Origin of the sequence: Chachezhania antarctica, from assembly GCF_003646465.1 — a bacterium.
Classification (GTDB): domain Bacteria; phylum Pseudomonadota; class Alphaproteobacteria; order Rhodobacterales; family Rhodobacteraceae; genus Chachezhania; species Chachezhania antarctica.
On sequence record NZ_QZEX01000006.1, the window covers coordinates 270793 to 285297 of the forward strand.

General features: G+C 67.2%; 13 protein-coding genes and 1 other RNA gene. 3 read left to right on the forward strand and 11 right to left on the reverse strand.

Going from position 1 to position 14505, the window contains the following annotated elements; genetic code table 11:
• Genes D4754_RS13945 through D4754_RS13960 form a run of 4 tightly spaced genes read right to left on the reverse strand, consistent with a single transcriptional unit; the run spans position 1 to position 3951 of the window.
• A complete protein-coding gene (locus tag D4754_RS13945; protein ID WP_121064571.1) occupies positions 1 to 807 on the reverse strand; it encodes an ABC transporter permease in 807 nt (268 codons plus the stop codon).
• Entirely contained in the window at positions 804 to 1790 is a 987-nt protein-coding gene (locus D4754_RS13950; protein WP_121064573.1) for an ABC transporter permease, read from the reverse strand. The genes D4754_RS13945 and D4754_RS13950 overlap by 4 nt, the downstream gene beginning before the upstream one ends.
• Complete coding sequence (locus D4754_RS13955) at positions 1787 to 2848, reverse strand: ABC transporter ATP-binding protein (protein WP_121064575.1); 1062 nt, start codon at positions 2846 to 2848, stop codon at positions 1787 to 1789. Before D4754_RS13955 ends, D4754_RS13950 begins: the two co-directional genes overlap by 4 nt.
• 5 nt (positions 2849 to 2853) lie before the next feature.
• Positions 2854 to 3951, reverse strand: a complete 1098-nt coding sequence (locus tag D4754_RS13960) for an extracellular solute-binding protein (protein WP_163025908.1) — start codon at positions 3949 to 3951, stop codon at positions 2854 to 2856.
• Positions 3952 to 4260: 309 nt separating this feature from the next.
• Here D4754_RS13960 and D4754_RS13965 point away from each other — a divergent pair, with 309 nt between their 5' ends.
• Both D4754_RS13965 and D4754_RS13970 read left to right on the forward strand, forming a co-directional pair.
• Positions 4261 to 5340: an isopenicillin N synthase family dioxygenase gene (locus D4754_RS13965; protein WP_121064579.1), complete on the forward strand. Its 1080-nt coding sequence runs from the start codon at positions 4261 to 4263 to the stop codon at positions 5338 to 5340.
• Positions 5337 to 5783 carry a GNAT family N-acetyltransferase gene (locus tag D4754_RS13970; RefSeq protein ID WP_121064581.1) on the forward strand — a complete coding sequence of 149 codons (447 nt, stop codon included), beginning with the start codon at positions 5337 to 5339 and terminating at the stop codon, positions 5781 to 5783. Before D4754_RS13965 ends, D4754_RS13970 begins: the two co-directional genes overlap by 4 nt.
• A 2-nt stretch (positions 5784 to 5785) precedes the next feature.
• On the opposite strand, the gene D4754_RS13975 is transcribed toward D4754_RS13970, so the two are convergent.
• The 4 genes from D4754_RS13975 to D4754_RS13990 all read right to left on the reverse strand — a co-directional run bounded on the left by D4754_RS13975 (position 5786) and on the right by D4754_RS13990 (position 9401).
• Positions 5786 to 6391: an SAM-dependent methyltransferase gene (locus D4754_RS13975; RefSeq protein WP_240453888.1), complete on the reverse strand. Its 606-nt coding sequence runs from the start codon at positions 6389 to 6391 to the stop codon at positions 5786 to 5788.
• 178 nt (positions 6392 to 6569) lie between these two features.
• The gene (gene recR / locus D4754_RS13980) at positions 6570 to 7163 is read right to left on the reverse strand and encodes a recombination mediator RecR (RefSeq protein WP_121064585.1); all 594 of its coding nucleotides are present in this window, start codon (positions 7161 to 7163) and stop codon (positions 6570 to 6572) included.
• 25 nt (positions 7164 to 7188) lie between these two features.
• Complete coding sequence (locus tag D4754_RS13985; protein ID WP_121064806.1) at positions 7189 to 7533, reverse strand: YbaB/EbfC family nucleoid-associated protein; 345 nt, start codon at positions 7531 to 7533, stop codon at positions 7189 to 7191.
• 107 nt (positions 7534 to 7640) lie between these two features.
• Positions 7641 to 9401, reverse strand: a complete 1761-nt coding sequence (locus tag D4754_RS13990) for a DNA polymerase III subunit gamma/tau (RefSeq protein ID WP_121064587.1) — start codon at positions 9399 to 9401, stop codon at positions 7641 to 7643.
• A gap of 252 nt (positions 9402 to 9653) precedes the next feature.
• Between D4754_RS13990 and D4754_RS13995 the strand changes: the two genes are divergently transcribed.
• Positions 9654 to 11153: an ankyrin repeat domain-containing protein gene (locus tag D4754_RS13995; protein ID WP_121064589.1), complete on the forward strand. Its 1500-nt coding sequence runs from the start codon at positions 9654 to 9656 to the stop codon at positions 11151 to 11153.
• Between the two features lie 134 nt (positions 11154 to 11287).
• Here the strand turns inward: D4754_RS13995 and rsgA are convergent, their stop codons facing one another.
• From rsgA to D4754_RS14010, 3 genes are all read right to left on the reverse strand, one after another.
• Complete coding sequence (gene rsgA / locus D4754_RS14000; RefSeq protein ID WP_121064591.1) at positions 11288 to 12307, reverse strand: ribosome small subunit-dependent GTPase A; 1020 nt, start codon at positions 12305 to 12307, stop codon at positions 11288 to 11290.
• Between the two features lie 128 nt (positions 12308 to 12435).
• Positions 12436 to 12534: signal recognition particle sRNA small type (ffs, locus tag D4754_RS14005), an RNA gene on the reverse strand.
• Positions 12535 to 12580: 46 nt separating this feature from the next.
• Entirely contained in the window at positions 12581 to 14476 is a 1896-nt protein-coding gene (locus D4754_RS14010) for a 5'-nucleotidase C-terminal domain-containing protein (protein WP_163025909.1), read from the reverse strand.
• Between the last annotated feature and the right edge of the window lie 29 nt (positions 14477 to 14505).

A 14505-nucleotide genomic window follows, 5' to 3' on the forward strand; every position in this document is an offset into this window, starting at 1 on the left:
CTAGGTGCGGGACGTGTCGGCCCCCATCAGCCGCGGCAGATCGCCGAAGCGGGCGACCAGTGAAAACGCGACGACAGAGACGGTGATGAAGGTGATGGCGGCGACCGCCATGGTCGGCGTGAAGCCGTTGCGGAGCGAGTTGAAGATCTGCAGCGTCACGGTCGCGTAGGACGACGACGATACGAAGAACATCACGATGAATTCGTTGAACGACAGCACCAGCGCGAAGAAGAAGCCCGACGCGGTGTAGGGCAGGGTCTGCGGCAGGACGATGGTGCGGAACGTGACCCCTTCGGTGGCGCCCATCGTCGCGGCGGCGTCCAGATGGGCGCGGTCGATGCTCTGCAACCCGATAGAGATCGTGACCAGCGGCAGCGCCGCGAACAATGCCGCGTGGCTGAGGATCCCGGCCCAGATCGTCCCCAGCGCGCCGCCGAAGGCCCACAGGAACCCAAGCCCCACGCCGAAGACGATGGGGGGCAGGGCAAAGGGCATGGCCGCCAGCCCCGCCAGCAGCTTCGACAGCGGGTCGTTCACCCGCCACAGCCAATAGGCGACGGGCCAAGCGATCAGCACGGCCAGCGCGGCGGACGAGAACGAGATCAAGACCGAGTTTCCAAGCGCATTGGTCCAGACGGGTTCCGACACGAAGAACTCGACGAAGCGGTCGAAGGTCGAGTCCTGCGGTGGAAAGACCATCGACCGGCCGCCGTTCAGTGCCGCAGCCGAGACGACGACGATTGGCATCAGGATCGCCACGGCGCAAAGCCCCATGAACAGCGACGCGGCCCAGTGCAGACGTCTCATGCGCGGCCCCCGGCGGTGGACAGTTTCTGGCCTATCGCCAGCAGCACCACGGCGGTCACCAGCAGGATCACCGATTGCGCGGCGCCGAAGGGCGCGTTCAGCGTCGACCCGCGGACGGATTCGTAGATCGATACCGCCAGCGTCTGTTGCGCGGGCGCGGCAAAGACGGTGACGGCGACATAGGTGCCCAGCAGGAACACGAAAAGCAGCAGGACCGAACCCACCAGCGCCAGCTTGACCGACGGGATCACCACGGTGCGGATCACGGTCCAGGGCCTGGCGCCCATCGTCCGCGCGGCCTCGATCAGCGCGGGATCAAGACGCGACAGCGCAGGGTAAAGCAGGATCACGGCGTAGGGCCAGACGAGGTAGCTCATCGTCAGGACGGTGGCGAGGACCGAGGTCTTGAACTTCACGTTCCGGGGGGACGCCAGCCCCCAGTCGCGCAGGGTGGGGAAGAATCCCACGTCCTTCAGCCAGTCGGTGAGGCCGGTTTCCTGCATCACCATCGGCAGGCCCGACCGGGCCGACAGCAGGATGTCCCAGCCCATCACGATGAAGACCTCGGACAGCGACAGGGACGACAGCAGGAACACCAGCCAGAAGGTCTGCGCGCGGCGCGACAGGCGGGTCAGGAAATAGGTGAAAGGGAAGGCGGTGACGACCGCCAGCACCGACGCGATGACCGCGTAGTTCAGCGACCAGCCCAGTTTCTGCAGGTACAGGAACGAGGTGGAATTGGGCCAGTCGGCCCCGACGAAGAAGCGGCGATAGTTGGTCAGGTCGAACCCGAAGACCCAGCCCGCGCCTTCGATCTTCTCGCCGAAGGAGATCACGAGCACCATCACGAAAGGCAAGAGGCACAGCATCGCGACCACGGCGCAGAACACGATCCGCCCCGCAAGCGAGCGGTTGACGCGCCGGGCAGGCGCCTCCTGCGTGCCGGTTGCGGCCAGGGCGGGATCTGTGGCCTCGACACTCATGCGGCCGCGGCCTCTGCCGGGAACAGGTGGATCGCGTCGGGGGGCAGATGCACCTCGACCTCCGATCCGATCTGCAGATCGCCGCCCCGGTCGGACACCTGTTCAACGACCAGCGGACCGGCGGGCGTATCGAGGTGGATGTCCCGCGTGGCGCCGACATGGCGCAGGAAGGTGACGCGCGCGGGCAGGCGGTTGCCGTCGGGCAGGGCATCCCCCAGCCGCGCCTTTTCGGGGCGGAGCGCCAGCGTTACCGCCGATCCGTCGAGGTATTTCGGCGCAGGATCCACCGTCAGCGTCCGGCCCGCGACCTGCACTGCGCCGTCGCGCACCCGTCCCGACATGAAATTGGCCCGTCCGATGAACGACGCGACGAAGCCGTTGGCGGGCTTGTGATAGATCTCCTGCGGCGGCCCCACCTGTTCGCAGCGGCCCTGGGACATGACGACGATGTTGTCGGCCATGGTCATCGCCTCGCGCTGGTCGTGCGTCACGACGATGGTGGTGATCTTCAGCCGTTGTTGCAGCAGCCGCAGTTCCACCTGCATTTCTTCCCGCAGCTTGGCATCCAGCGCCGACATCGGTTCGTCCAGCAGGAAGACGTCGGGCTCCTGCGCCAGCGCGCGGGCAATCGCGACCCGCTGGCGTTGACCGCCCGAAAGCTCTCCGATCCGGCGCTGGCCGTAGCCGTCCAGCTGCACCTGTTCCAGCAGTTCACCGGCCCGGGCGCGGGCCTTGGCCTTTGGCGTCCCGGAAATCGTCAGCGCGTAGCAGACATTGTCGGCCACGTTCAGGTGCGGAAACAGGGCGAAGTTCTGGAACACCATCCCGAACTTGCGCTTGTGGGCGGGCGTGCCGGTCAGGTCCTGATCGCCCAGCCGGATCGTCCCGCCGGACGGATCCTCCAGCCCCGCGATCATCCGCAACAGGGTGGTCTTGCCACAGCCCGACGGCCCCAGAAGGGCCGTCAGTTCGCCATGGGCGAAATTCAGATCGACACGGTCCACTGCGCGGACCGCGCCATAGTCCTTACGAATGTCGCTCAGGACCAGATCGGGCATGGGCCTTACGCTCCGGCGAGCATCTTGTCCCAGCTTTCCTTCAGGAACGTCTCCTGATCCAGGTAGGCGGAATAGGCGGGCCGGATGACGGGGCTGCCCGACACGGCGGCGAACTCCTCGTCCGTGAGGCCCGCGGCCTCCTGGCTGACCAGCGGTGCGGTGCCGATCATCAGGCTCATCAGTTTCTGGGTCGACGGCTCGCAGGAGAAGTTGATGAACTCTGCCGCCTCGCCGGTCTTCTCGGACAGGTCTGACAGGCACCACGAGCCGTAATCCTGCGGGTTGCCTTCCTTGGGGAACACGGCCTTGATCGGGAACCCGTCGGCGGCCATCAGGTTCGCCACGTCGAGGTAATACATCCCCCCCACGACATCGAGGTTCTTCATGGACTGTTCCATCTGGCTTTCCGCCGACCACCACAGCGCCACGTTGGGCTTCAGCTCCGCCGCCTTGGCGATGATCGCCTCCACGCCGTCCTTGGTCTCGAACGTGGCCGCGCCGTCGAAGAAGGTCGCCGCGATGATGTCCATGAAATGCGAATTGTAGAGCTTGGAGATCCCCAGCGAGCTTTCGAACGTCTCGGTGTCCCAGAAATCCGCCCACGAGGTTGGGGTTTGCACTTCGTCCGGGTTGATGACCATCGCGCTGAACCACGACATAGCGCCCACGCCCAGCGTGCCCGACGTGTCGGTGAAGGCGTAGTAGTCATCAAGGTATTTAAGGTTCGGGATCGCCTTGGTATCCAGCGGCTTCAGCAGATCGCCCACGCGGCTGGCCTTGATCATCGTGTCGCGCGCAAAGAGCGACAGGTCCGCCGGCACGTTCCCGGCAGACGCGGCCTGCTGCATGGTCACCAGCCAGTCTGAGGAGTTCGGCTGCGTCACGCTTTCCACCGCGATGCCGGTGGCTTCGGTGAACTTCGGGTAGACATGTTCCTTGAGGCTGTTTTCGAAATACCCGCCGTAGGATCCGATCTTCAGCGACCGCTCCTGCGCGATAAGGGGGGCGCCTAGGGTGCCGGCCGCGGCCAGCGTGGCGGCCCCGGCAGAGGTTTTCAGCAGCGTGCGGCGGGAGATGTTGGACGAAGTAGACGAAGTAGACATGGGACGCTTCCTTGTTGGTTGAGCCGGTCTCGCGGTGCGCTTCTTTGCGGGCGCTCTCGCGGGTCGCCTGTTGGCGGACGACGCTCTGGAACAAGTCTGAAAAGGCCCTTGGCCAGCGTCCATTCACGGTTCTGACGCAATTGGCAGCAGGCCGCGATTTGATCAGATTCAAGGCAGGCTTCCGCGGTGATGCACAAGAAACGGCTCTATTTCGCAAATCCCGGAATACCTCAGCCGAAGCGCTTGTGAGTCGGCGGAGCGCGGCGCCAGTGTCGATGCAACAGGGACCTGCCGGAACGGAGATCAGCAATGAACAAGGTTGTTTCCAGGGATCAGACCGCGCTCACGATCGAAGACGCAGCGCTGCCGGTGATCGACGTGTCGGGGCTGTTCACGGGCAATCCCGACGACACCGCGACGGTCGCGGCCGAGCTGGGGCAGGCGGCGCGGACCTCGGGCTTTTTCTACATGACGGGCCACGGCATCCCGCAGGCCATGATCGACGATCTGTTCGCCGCGTCGAAGGCGTTCCATGAGAGATCCCGCAGCTACAAGATGAAGTACTGGTGCGGCTTCACCACCCATCACCGCGGCTATGTCCCGTTCGAGGAAAACGGCTCGGACTTCCCGAAGACGATCAATTTCAACGAAGCCTGGGACATGTCGTTCGAGGCGCCGGCGGATCACCCCGATTACATTGCCGGATGGCGCATGACCGGCCCCAATGTCTGGCCCGACATCCCCGGCTGGAAGGAGACGGTATCGACGTACTATGACACTGCCTTCGCGCTGGGCCTGAAGCTGCTGGACGCGCTGGCGCTGGAACTGGGCGTCGATCCTGCCGACCTGCGCCAGCACATCACGTGCCCCACCTCGCAACTGCGGATGCTGCGTTACATCGAGAACGACCATCCGGCCACGAAGGAGGCGGTGGGCATCGGCGCGCATTCCGATTTCGAATGCTTCACGCTGCTGCTGCAGGGCGGCCCCGGCCTGCAGGTGATGAACGCCGATGACGTCTGGATAGAAGCCCCGCCGATCCCCGGGACCTTCATCGTCAATATCGGTGACGTGTTCGAGGCATGGTCCGGCGGGCAGTTCAAATCCACCCAGCACCGGGTCGTGAATACCGGGCGCGAACGCTATTCCTTCCCGCTGTTCTTCGGGCTGGATTACCACGCCGTGATCGAACCGCTGGAGAAATTCCGCACGCCCGAGGCGATGGAAAAGTACCCGCCCATGGTGGCCGGCAACCACCTGATGCGGATGACGACGAACGGGTTCCGCTACATGGCCGATGCCCGCCGCGCAGGCGAGTTCACGCCGGATTACGAGATCCCCGACGAAAACCCCTTCAAGCGCGAGGCGAAGGACCCCGCACGCGCATGATCCCCCATCCCGATTTCGCCAGCCGATCGATGCCACGGGTGGCGAAGGTGTCGGGCCTGACGCTGTCCCCGCTGGGCCCGGACGATCTCGACGAGGATTTCGAGGCGGTCTCGACCAGCGAGGAAAAGCTGACGGGCGTCTTCGGCGACGACTGGCCCCAAGGCCTGACGCGGGACGAGAACGCGCTGGACCTTGCGTGGCACCTGAAGGAGTTCGACCTTGCCCGGTCCTTCGCGTGGACGATCCGGGACGCCTCGGGGCGGTATCTTGGCTGCGCCTACCTGATGCCCGACCCGGGCGCGCGCGGCCGTGCCGACGCATGGGTCTGGTTCCGCGTCGATGCGCTGTCAGAGGCGGCCGAGACGGTGGCGATCCTCGCGATCCACGATTGGCTGCGCACGGCCTCGCCCGTCACGGTGCGCTTTCCGCAGAACGCGATCTGATCTCAGCCGGGTTTGCGGGCCACGAAGTCCACCAGCGCCGACAGGCCGGAATGGCCGGGGCCTTCATCGACCTCGTGATCGTAATCGGCGGCGTGCAGGATCTCCATCTCCGGGAAGGCCTGCGCCAGCATGTCGACGGTGTACATGTTTTCCACCTGCGGCGGCCCGCCGGTGCCATAGCCCACCTGCCGGGGCGCATAGCCGTGGAGGAGCAGCAGGCCCCCGGGTCGCACCGCTCGTTCCAGCCATCCGAAAAGCTGCTCTCGCAGATCGGGCGGGGCGAACTGGATGAAGATGCCAACGACGGCGTCATGTGTCCGGGACCAGTCCCAGTGCTCGATCCCGCTTTCGTGGAAATCCACCGACACGCCCCGGTCAGCCGCCAGCCCGCGTGCCTTTTCCAATCCGACTGTTGAAGCATCGAAGGCCGTCACCTGATGCCCCAGCCCGGCGAGATGGACCGAATTCCGGCCCTCGCCATCGGCCACGCACAGAACCCGGGACGCATCGGGGATGCGCCCGGCCTCGCGTTTCAGGAAATCCGCGGGCGCTGTCCCGAACAGAAACCCGTCTGCCGCGTAGCGGTTGTCCCAGTTCATACCTGTCATGGTCGGTCCCCCGTGTTGCTACCAATCTAGGTCGGGATTGCCGAAATGATACCCCGGTGGCAGGGCGCACCGGCGCAAGGGGCGCTGCCCCCGTCCGAGCCTTCGGCTCGGACTCCCCCGGAGTATTTGGGAAGAGAAGAACAGGGGAGGGGAATCCGGCACCCGGAGAAGCGGCGGGTCAGAGATCCTTCCGCGCGCGCATGGCGGCGGTGATGGTGCCATCGTCGAGATAGTCGAGCTCGCCGCCGATGGGCACGCCCTGCGCCAGCGAGGTCAGCCGCGCGCGGCCGTCGAGCTGGTCGGCGATGTAGTGGGCCGTGGTCTGCCCGTCGACGGTGGCGTTGAGGGCAAGGATGACTTCGGTGATGCCTTCGTTGGTCACACGGTCGACGAGGCGCGGGATGCGCAGATCCTCCGGCCCGATGGAATCGAGCGCGGACAGCGTGCCGCCCAGAACGTGATACCGGCCCTTGAACGCGGTGGAGCGTTCCATCGCCCAGAGATCGGCCACGTCTTCGACCACGCAGAGTTCGCCATTGGCGCGGGCCTCGTTCCGGCAGATGTCGCAGACATCCTGCGTGCCGACATTGCCGCAGTTCAGGCATTCGCGGGCGGTTTCCGCCACTTCGGCCATGGCATCGGCCAAGGGATGCAGCAGCAGCGCGCGCTTGCGGATCAGGTGCAGCACGGCCCGCCGGGCCGAGCGGGGGCCAAGCCCCGGCAGCTTGGCCATCAGCGCGATCAGGGTCTCGATGGGGTCAGATTCTGCCATGGGGTCCGAAGACGTGCCGTTCCGGTCAGAACGGCAGCTTCATGTCCTTGGGAAGGCCCAGGCTTTCGGTCAGCTTCGCCATTTCCTGCTGGCTGCGTTCCTGCGCCTTGACCTGCGCGTCCTTGATCGCGGCGACGATCAGGTCTTCGACCATTTCCTTTTCGCTGGCGACAAGGATCGACGGATCGATGTCCAGCGCCTTCAGCTCACCCTTGGCCGAGGTGGTGGCGGTGACCAGACCGGCGCCGGATTCGCCCACGACGTTGATGTTCGCCATTTCCTCCTGCAGCTCGCCCATCTTGGACTGCATGTCCTTGGCCGCCTGCATCATCTTGGCCATGTCGCCAAGACCGCCCAATCCTTTCAGCATGTTCATTCCTTTCATGGCGGGGCGCGCGCGGCCCCTTTGGCCTTAGGTGATATGCACGCCGGGCGGTCCCTACAAGGGGCAGATCGGTGGGCAGATCGGTGGGCGGATCAGTCGTCTTCGAACGGATCCCATTCATCGGGCACTTCGGGCAGGGCTTCGACCTCGGCCTCGTTGGCGATGTCCTGTGCCGTGCGGATGGCCGTGATCCTGGCCTGCGGGAAGCGGGCGAGCACGGCTTGTACCATCGGGTGCGCCTCGGCCTCCTCGCGCCGGGCGGTCTCCGCGGCGTTGGTGACCTCGGCTATCGTGGGCTTGCCGCCGTCCGACACCACCGAGACGGCCCAGCGGTTGCCCGTCCACGCCTGCAACCGGGCGCCAAGGCGCTGGGACAGGTCGCGCGCGGCGTCGGGTGCCGGTTCGAATTCGATCCGGCCGGGCTGGTAGGAGACGAGCCGCACGCCGGTTTCGACATCGACCAGCAGCTTCACGTCGCGGTGGGAACGGATGAGCTCAACCACATGGTGGAAGGTCGGGTAATGGGAGAGCGCGGTGGCCGCATCGGCCTGCGCCAGCTGGGCCGTGGGCGCGCCGGAGGAGGACGAGACCGACCGCCGGACATGCTGCTGGGCGGGCGCTTCGGCGCGCGGCCCGCCGGGGCCGGGCCCTGCGGGCGCAGATGACGACCCGTGGTTTCCGGTCGGCAGGACCGGCGCGTCCTTCAGCGTGCGCACGAGGTCCTCGGGCGCGGGGAGGTCGGCCACGTGGGTCAACCGGATCACGGCCATTTCGGCCGCCATCATCGCATTGGGGGCGGCGGCGACTTCCTCCAGCGCCTTCAGCAGCATCTGCCACATCCGCGTCAGCGCGCGCATGGGCAGGGCTTCGGCCATGGTCACGCCGCGGTCGCGCTCGTCCGGCGACACGGTCGGATCTTCCGCCGCATCCGGCGTGATCTTGACGACGGAAATCCAGTGCGTGATCTCGGCCAGATCGCGCAGGACGGCCATCGGATCGGCGCCTTCGGCATATTGCGCGCCCAGTTCCTGCAGTGCGCCCGCGGCATCGCCCTTCAGGATCATGTCCATCAGGTCGAGCACGCGGCCCCGGTCTGCCAGACCCAGCATCGCGCGGACCTGTTCGGCGGTGGTCTCGCCCGCGCCGTGGCTGATCGCCTGGTCCAGAAGCGAAGTCGCGTCGCGGGCCGAGCCTTCGGCGGCGCGCGTGATCAGCGCCAGCGCGTCGCCCGAGATCTGCGCGCCCTCCGCCGTGGCGATGCGCTGCAGAAGGCCGATCATGTCCTCGGGCTCGATCCTTCGCAGGTCGAAACGCTGGCAGCGCGACAGCACGGTGACCGGCACCTTGCGGATTTCGGTCGTGGCAAAGATGAACTTCACGTGGGCCGGGGGTTCTTCCAGCGTCTTCAAAAGCGCGTTGAACGCGCTTGTCGACAGCATGTGAACCTCGTCGATGATGTAGATCTTGAACCGCGCCTTGGCAGCCGCGTAGTGAACGCTTTCGATGATCTCGCGGATATCGCCCACGCCGGTGCGCGAGGCCGCGTCCATCTCCATCACGTCGACATGGCGGCCTTCCATGATCTCGCGGCAGTTCTCGCACACGCCGCAGGGTTCCGTCGTGGGCGTGCCCGCGCCATCGGGGCCGGTGCAGTTGATGCCCTTGGCGATGATCCGGGCCGTCGTCGTCTTTCCCGTGCCGCGGATGCCGGTCATGATGAAGGCCTGCGCGATGCGGTCGGCGGCAAACGCGTTCTTCAGCGTGCGCACCATCGCGTCCTGGCCGACAAGATCGGCGAAGGTTTCCGGACGGTATTTCCGGGCGAGCACCCTGTAGGCTTGTTGGTCTGACATCTCGATTCCGGGGCTAGGGGGTCGCGGCAGAGTACGGCCTGTGCCGTGCCGAACGCAACCGCTGCCGCGCGCGTCATGTGACAGCGGTCTTGCCGGGCGGCCGCGTCATGGCCTATGTCTGGCCGTGGCCGCTTGGGGGCGGCCTCCGGGTCCGCGGACAGTCGTATCGACACCCTCTTTCTCGACCGACATATCATTCGGTTGATCTCCAGCCCGGCCGGCGGACCATCGGGCGTTCAGAGAGGGAAACCGATGTCGAATTCCATCGAACAGTTGCGCCGTGGGGCCAAGGCCCTGCGGAAGGCGTATAAGGCGGGCGACGCGGAGGCGCGGGCGCGTGTTGCGGACGTATTGTCCGTCGATGGCGATCTGCGCCACGCCGACGCGCTGCATGTCATCGCGCGGGAGGCGGGTTTCGCGTCGTGGCCGAAGCTGAAATTCGCACTTGAAACGGCCGTGATGGACCGCGCAGGCAAAGCCGCGCGGCTGGCCGATGCGCTGTATCACGGGCGCGGCTGGAAGGTGGAGGCGCTGCTGGCCGAAACGCCCGATCTGGGCCGGGACAGCCTTGGGCTGGCGGTGGCGTCCTACGACGTGGCCGAGGTGCGGCGGCGGCTGGCGCAGGCGCCAGAGGCCGCCCTGCAGTCTGAACAGTGTCGCCGCCCGATCCTGCACCTGGCCTTTTCGCGATATCATCAATGCGGCGGCGCTGAAGCCGACATGCTGGCCGTGGCCGAGACGCTCCGCGCGGCGGGGGCCGATGTGAATGACGGCGTGCCGGTGGAGGAGGGGAGCGATCACCGGCTCTCGGCCCTATATGGCGCCATCGGGCACGGGGCCAACATGGCGCTGGCGGAATGGCTGCTGGCACAGGGCGCCGATCCGAACGATGGCGAGTCGCTCTATCACGCGACCGAGATGGGGCATGCGCGGGGCGTGGCGCTGCTGCTGGCCCACGGGGCGCAGGCAGAGGGCACGAACGCGTTGCTGCGGGCGATGGATTTCGACGATGCCGGGATGGTGAGGATGATCCTGGAAACGGGGCTGGACCCGGACGAGGGGATCGTTCCCGCCTTGCCCCATGCCGCGCGGCGGATGTGCGGGGCAGAGGTCGTGTCGCTTCTGCTAACCCATGGCGCGCGGGCCGAGGCCGTCTGGGAGGGGCATTCCGCCTACGCCTGGGCGCGGGTCTACGGGAACCGGGCAATGGCCGCGGCGATGGAGGGGGCCGGGACCATGTCACCGTTGACGGACATCGAGGCGCAGCTGGCGCGGGCGGCGGACGGGGTGGAGCAGCCACGGGACTGGATCGACATGGACCCGCTGGGGCCGGAGATGCGACGGCTTCTGTGTCGTCTGGCCGGGCGCGACGGGACGCTCGCTCACATGCAGCGGCTGGTCGCGATGGGGTTCGATGCGAACGAGACCGAGGAAATGGGCCTGCCGCCGCTGCATGTCGCGGGATGGGAAGGAATGGCAGAGCCGTTCGCCTTATTCCTGACCTTGCGGCCGGATCTGGGCCACACCAACCGCTTTGGCGGGACGGTGTTTTCGACGATCCTGCACGGGTCGGCGAATTGCCCGGCCCGGAAGAACCGCGATCATGTCGGCTGCATGGAACTGGCCTTGCAGCAGGGCATAGCCCTGCCGCGGCGGGCGCTGGATGTTGCGGGCGAGACGCGGATGCGGGATTTTCTGGCAGACTGGGCGGAGCGTTATCCGGGACAGGTGGTGGAGGACGGGATCGTCTAGCGCCCGGTCTGTCGCCTCAAGGCGGGCGGCGCGCATTTCGGCCCGCCCGCCTAGCCCCCGGCGGATCCCCTTGCAGGGATTCACCTTGCCGAAATGCGCGCCGCCCGCGGTTATGGGCTGGCCTGCGGCTACCCTTAGCGTCCCGGCTTGTGGCGCGTGACCTCGCGCACCATCTTGCCGAAGCGCTTGTTGCGGGCGCGGGCCTGGGCCGTCGTTTCGGACATGTACCGGTCCTCGCGCTGCAGCTTGCTCCAGCGCTCGTAGCGATCGGCGGCCAAGGTGCCGTCCGCGATCGCCTGCTGCACCGCGCAGCCCGGTTCGGTCTCGTGGGCGCAGTCGTTGAAGCGGCAATTCGCCACCAAGTCCTCGATGTCGTGGAAGACCTGCGCGATGCCTTCGGTGGCGTCCGCCATGCCCAGTTCGCGCATGCCGGGCATGTCGATGATCCAGCCGCCGTTCGTCACCTGCCGCATCGTGCGGGCGGTGGTGGTGTGGCGGCCCTTGGTGTCGCCCTTGCGGTTGCCCTGCACCGCCTCGTCCCCGCCCGTGAGCGTGTTGGTCAGCGATGTCTTGCCCACGCCCGAAGATCCCGCCAGCGCAAGCGTCTGGCCGGGCCCCGTCCAGGGCGCCAGCAAGGCCGCCGTTTCGGGATCCCGCGCATCGACGGCCATGGCGGCGACGAGGGGCGACAGGCGTTCGGCCTGACGCACCAGCGCGGTCGGGTCGGGGACAAGATCGGCCTTGGTCAGGATCACCAGCGGCACGCAGCCCGCGGACCCGGCCAGCGCCAGGTAGCGTTCCAGCCGCGCCGGGTTGAAATCGGCATTGCACGAGGTGACGATGCCCAGCGTATCGACATTGGCGGCGATCATCTGGCGTTTGCCCGTTTCCCCGGCCGCACGGCGCGCCAGAAGCGTTTGCCGATCGAGCACGCGGGTGATGCGGGTGCCATCTGTCAGCACCCAGTCCCCCACGGCCAGACTGCCGATGGAAAGATCGCTGTCGGTGACAAGAGGCAGGGGGCCGTCTTCGGTGATGACGATCACCCGGTCCCTGGCGATATCGGTGATGCGGACGGGCGTGCCTTCATCGTCGCCCAGTTGCGACGCAAGGCTGTCGGACCAGCCGAGGCTGGCGAGAAACGTATCGGTCAATGGAGGTATCCCTGGAACGGTCATACGACGCAGGACGCGCCTGCGGTGACGGCGCCACGAGCATGAAAGCTGGTGGGCACCGGGGTCAGCGGACTACAATCTCCATGAAGTCTAACCCTCCGTTCAAATGGTGAGAGGCTGGACAACGACCCAAGCGGGGCTCGTTACGGCTGCTTCCTTCCGGATCTGACCGGGTTGGCGAGGCGCTCGCCCGCGCCAACCTCTCAACGCGTTACATAGGGGATCTGGCGCCCGGGTTCAAGCCGTGGGCTGTCAGGTGTCGAGAGCGAGGGTCAGCGGCAGGAAACCGTCGGCGTCCACGGGGTCCGTGCGCACCAGACGGGGGCCCAGATCCGGCAGATAGGGCGCGGCACCGGGGCCGGTCCGGACAAGGACGGTCGTGCCGGGCATGGGGTCGAGCCGCCACGTGGCCGCCGCCGGCGCGCGCGTCACGTCCGATTCGGCCAGGCTCTGACGCAGGGCGGTGCGGGCGCCGATCCGGGGAACGTCGATCTGCCGCGCCCCTTTCAGCGCCGCGACATTGCCGCCGCCGGCCGCACGGTAGCCGCTGACGGCCACGGCAAAGCGGGCCTCCATCGCCGCGGGATCGGCCAGGCGAACGCGGCGCCCGGGACCGGTTTGCGTGCCGTCGGCCAGGAACACGGGCGGGGCCGACAGGTCGATCGTGTAGTCGAGCCCGTGGAGCACGTCGAACTGGTGCCCGGCCCATGCGGGATCGAGAAGCGGCGCCGCCTGACTGCCGGGCGCCACGCGGCAGAACATCGAGGCGGTCTGTTCCAGCCACAGAACCAGCTCGGCCCCGGTCAGCAGAAGCACGCTGATGCCTTCGGCAAAGGGGCAGAGATCGGCGACATGGCGTTCGAGGATCGGGCCTTCCGGGATCTCGGTATAATGCAAGGGGCCGGCCAGCCCGCCGCTGCGCGCGGGCGACACCGCGGCCAGCAATGGCAGGCCGTCCGCCTCGGTCCCCGCCAGATGCGGGGCCAGGGCCGCGATCTGGCTCGTGGCGATCAGGGCGAGGCTGCTGTCCGGGGCGAAAAGGCTGAAATAGCCGTGGATCGGTATCGCGGTGTGCCCGACAGGCCGGGACATCAGCTGGCGTGTCCGCGCATGGGCGGGTGCCAGGAAGGCCGCCAGATCCGCATCCCCGGTTTCCGCGCCCTCCGGGGCGGGCGGCACCCGGACGATCCGCGATGCCGCCCGCAAGGGCTGCCATGCGCCGGTCGCGTCTGGCTCCAGCGCAAGGTCGATGATGCCGAGCGCACGGCCGTTGGAGCCGGGCATGACCACCGGCGTGCCGTGCACGAGCCCGGTTTCCGCTTCGACATGGGGCAGGCCGTCGTGGTCCGGCCCGGGCAGGTAGCGGTGGGTGTGCCCCGCGACAATGGCGTCGATGTCGGGCAGCGCGGCCAGCGGGATGACGGCGTTTTCCATCAGCGGAGCGACCTTGGCGGGGCCGAGCCCGGTATGGGCGAGCGCCAGCACCACGTCGCAACCTTCCGCCTTCAGCATCGCCGCCACCTCGCGGCCCGCCGCCACGATGTCGCCGACCTCGAGCCGGCCTTCGGTGGCGTGGGCCGTCCATGTGCGCGTCGGCGGCGGCAGGAGCGACAGGAGGCCTATCTTCACGCGCACCGGCCCGGTATCCGTCTGGGCCGTCGTCCCGATGATCGCGTGCCGGGCGAAGGGCGGCCCGGCGGTGCGGCCCGGCATGGGCGTGACGCTGAGGTTCGAACAGATCACCGGGCAGGGGGCCTCCGCCAGCACGCGGGCCAGCGCCTCCAGCCCGAAGTCGAAATCGTGATTGCCCAGCCCCAGCGCATCGTAGCCCAGCCGGGCAAAGGCAAGCATGGCCGGGTGGGGGGGCGCGTCATCCTCGTCGCAATCAAGGTCGGAAAACGGGGCGGCGGCCACGTCGCCCATCGGCGTGCCCTGCAACACGTCACCATTGTCGACCAGCAAGACCGCCGCGCCGCCTGCCTCCGCCTCTGCCCGGGCGCGGGCGATCAGCGGGGCCAGGCGCGTCAGCCCGCCCGCCGGCTCCGGCTTGTCGGTGAAATAATTGTGGTCTGTCAGGTGCATGTGCAGGTCGGTCGTGGCCAGTATCCGCAGTTTTGGAGCGGCAGCCTCGGCCCTGGTGGCCGGCATGTCACCTTGCTTCGTCAAATCATGGTTCC